Source organism: Bacillus sp. GMa5/1, assembly GCF_050172015.1.
Lineage (GTDB): Bacteria > Bacillota > Bacilli > Bacillales > Bacillaceae_G > Bacillus_A > Bacillus_A cereus.
The window spans coordinates 1-3,760 of sequence record NZ_JBNLYC010000290.1; the positions used below are offsets into that span (position 1 = coordinate 1).

Here is a 3,760-nt window from a genome sequence, read left to right on the forward strand (position 1 = left end):
TCCTCCTTGTAATTCTTCACAGTTTCAACTATTTCTTTCTCGGATAAAAGAAAATACTTCAATCTATTAAACATAAAAAAACTCCTTTATATTAATTTAAAAAAGATTGCCCTCTGTATGCTACAGAGGGCAATCTTTCTTGATGATTAAAATATATACCCAACTGTTAGCAAATATATTAAAAGACATTGTCATTAATTCACTTTAAATTTCACTTCTGGGTATTTGGAGTCCAATTTTTCAAGCGCAGAGCTATCGTCTACCTGTTTCACATATCGATCAAAAAAAGCGAGACTGAATTCGTTTATAATACGGTGAACGTATCTTGGATCTTCATCTAAGCTTCGTAACAAAGGAGAGAACAAATGAAAATCAGTGAAACTCGTATGATTGGTATGGGGAATAACCATTGACATGCCACCACCTGCAAGTGCATGGTCACTACGAACTTTTCCCTCTAAAAAATCTTTCGTGGAATCATCACTAGTCTCTGCATTCATAATCAAAAACGGTTTTCCAACTCTAGATTTCGGAACATTTTCCCCATATAATGTACCATCCATATTGATGGCTGCTTTGACACGGGAGTCTTCCACTAACACTTGCGCAGCTGTAGCTCCACCATAAGAATGTCCAAACATTCCAATTCGGGATGTATCCATTCTTCCTGTAAAGCGATTATCTTTATCGCTTTGGTTAAGCTTCTCTATTTGATTAAGTACAAAAACAACATCTTCCTTCCATAATTTGATATGGCGATCTCGTTCGGCAAAATCAGTTAAATTGATCGACTGTACAAAAGCGGTTCTGCCATCTGGAAAGACGGTAGCTGCAGCATCATAGGTATGATCAATTCCTACGACGATGTAACCTTGGCTGGCCAACTCCTCCACCTCAAACGTGTTTTGATTGCGAAAACCGCTTAAACCATGGGAAAAGAGTAGGACCGGATAACGTTCCTCTGAATCTGACAATTGAGCTTCCATGAATGCATTCGACTTCATCAAGCCTAGATGATGAAACGCGAATGCTGGAATAGACAATGATTTTTCCAACCCCTTGGCAATCTCATCCGAGTTATGGATATAAGGTGCGCGATTCATCTCTCCTTTTTCTTTTGCAGGATACCAAACCTGAACCATCAGCTCGCGCCGGCCGTTCAAATCTTTCATATAAGGTTCTTCTCGATTATAATCAATCCAATGATAAAGTGTAGTACCAACCTTGAAGGGACCGCTCGTTTTTTCAAATAAAACTACCGGCATGAGGGAAGGAAGCATGACCGCAATAGTCAAATAAATGACCAGTAGCGCTGTCTTGACTGTGAATGCCCCACAACTTTTAACGTTCTTTTTTGATTCAGCAAATAGATAGCAGCTTGTTAAAATAAATGGGGACAAATAAGCAGGAATCATCTGCCAGCGATACCCTTCTACGATAAGCTGCACAACAACCACACAAAAGGCAACTGTTAGAATGAAGACAGACCATTGTTTTATTTTCTCACTAAAAAACAATATACAGCCTAGAATACTAAAATTCACAATGATTATAACAGTCTCAAAAAAATCCATTTACATTCCTCCTAGACCCGTATTTTATCTTCAAGGACATCCCAGCCAAATTGAAAAAACAATTTAAAATTACAAACTTTTCGTTTCCATCTCTGATTATCTTAATCCGTACCTTCAGTACCAAAAAATTATTTTTGGTACTCATTTTATATTATACCGAAATCTTCCAGACTGTAAAGTATAATTACCCTTAAGTAAAATCGACATAAAGTGAAACTTTAATCAGTGGGGTTTTCTTCATCCCCCACTGATTATCAGCCCTCACCAATCGGACTTTTATGGGCAGTTGATCTCCCACCTAAATTCTTTGCTTTCACTGAATTTTGAGGTAGGAATCTTACTGCCCATTAAAGCGGGATAAAAATAAAAAATGAGCGGGGCTACGTTAACCTGTATGGTTATTGTGACCCTACTCATTTTTTATGTAGAAGTACTATTTAATCCTTACTTGTGATTCCATGCAATATGATATCGGCCATCATTGCAAGTGACTCTTGTAGAGTAATTTGGTTAGAGGCTATACTCCCCTGTTCAAAAATTGATTTCATTAACGTTTTGAGTGTTTGGATTAGCACTGGAATGTCCATTGAACGTAAAACACCGCTATTGATGCCCTCTTCAACTAGCCCAGTAATTACCTCCCATTCTTCATTTATGCCTTGTTCTATTTTTGCCCACTGCTCTGGATGGTAACGTCGCAGTTCAATCAGTAAACGTACGAAGCTGTGCTGAAAATCCTTAGGCACAATTAAAAGAATCCCTTTTAATTTTTCCGGTATGGTCAAATTCGAATTATCGATAATTTCCCGAAAACGTATTTGGGCTTCTTCATTTATTTGCTCAACTACATAACCAATAAGCTCGTCCTTAGATGGAAAATGCTCGTAAAGCGTACTTTTGCTTACACCTAGATCACGAGCTAAATCACTCATTGTGAATTTTATTCCCCTTACATGAAAAAGCGCAATAGCAGTTTTGGCAATCCGATCTTTCATCATTTATTCACCTCATACCAAAATAGTCAAGTTATTATCTCTCCAGTACTATAATAGTACTTCGAGTACAAGAATAGTTTAACTTTTTATTTCTTGAAGGTCAAACGTGATGAAGATGATGACATTTCACCTCATAGCCTTTAAATGAAAATATTATGTTTTTTATGGAAACCAAGTTTATTTTTATCATTGCGGGGACATCAAAACTTTAACTTGATAGGGATATGGCACTACCCTAATTAATAAATATTATTAACTATATGTCTATCATATTTTTTATAAACAGGACTAATTAGATTTAAAAAAAGACTTCTTTTTCTTTACTCGTAATAAATCACCTGTCCATCCTTTGAATCGCATATACATATACATACCCGCTGTTGTGAAAATAATAAATAAGAGAGCCATTAAATAGCTATATTTCCATTCTAGTTCAGGCATGTATTTAAAATTCATACCCCATAATGCTCCTAAGGCTGTCAAAGGCGTACTCACAGCAGTTAATACAGTAAGAGCTTTCATAATTTCATTCCCACGATGAGAAGAAACAACTTCTTGTAAATGAATCATCGTGTCTAATTCTTCTTGGTACTCTTTAACAAGTTGTAATCCACGCTCTAATTTTACGTGTGTTTGTTTATAACAAAGGGTGTTTGTTAGTTTTTCTAACCAAGCTTCCTCCAAGCCTTGTAACACTTCTTGTATTAAGCGAAACACATGTGTGTTCATAAATAATTCATGACGAATATGATAAATCCTTTCTAAAACTGCTATGTTATTATGATGATAAAAATCCCATAACACATTTCTGAAATTGTTTTCAAAATAGTCAACCTTTCGTAAATAGTGAGATATAAATATCGATAAGATGGCACATAGTCCTTCAGCGGAACTATTACAATTTTTTATACCTATAGGGAAATTATGTATTAATTCTTGAAAATCTTCTTCCTCTTTTTCTTGGACCGTTATCAGTATCCCATGAGCTACGAAATAATGAAGAAATTTTTGAATTTTGGCGTCCTTTTTATCTTGATCATATAAAAACGAACCATATACACAAGTTTGACTTGGTGATAACGTATAAACATATAATCCATTTTCACAAGGAGAACTTATTTTCTTTACAAATTGAGGGAAATAAGATGTTACATCACGGGGGATTATAGAAGAAATTTCTTCAAGCTCACT

Annotated in this window: 3 protein-coding genes; all 3 read right to left on the reverse strand. The window is 35.6% G+C overall.

What is annotated here, in order from left to right:
- Positions 1-194: 194 nt before the first annotated feature.
- Positions 195-1,574 carry an alpha/beta hydrolase family protein gene (locus ACQGSG_RS27495; RefSeq protein WP_000345276.1) on the reverse strand — a complete coding sequence of 460 codons (1,380 nt, stop codon included), beginning with the start codon at positions 1,572-1,574 and terminating at the stop codon, positions 195-197.
- Positions 1,575-2,011: 437 nt separating this feature from the next.
- Positions 2,012-2,569: a TetR/AcrR family transcriptional regulator gene (locus ACQGSG_RS27500; protein WP_000654864.1), complete on the reverse strand. Its 558-nt coding sequence runs from the start codon at positions 2,567-2,569 to the stop codon at positions 2,012-2,014.
- A gap of 288 nt (positions 2,570-2,857) precedes the next feature.
- Positions 2,858-3,760, reverse strand: a 903-nt coding sequence (locus tag ACQGSG_RS27505; RefSeq protein WP_426948520.1) for a magnesium transporter CorA family protein, incomplete at its 5' end; no start/stop codon positions are given.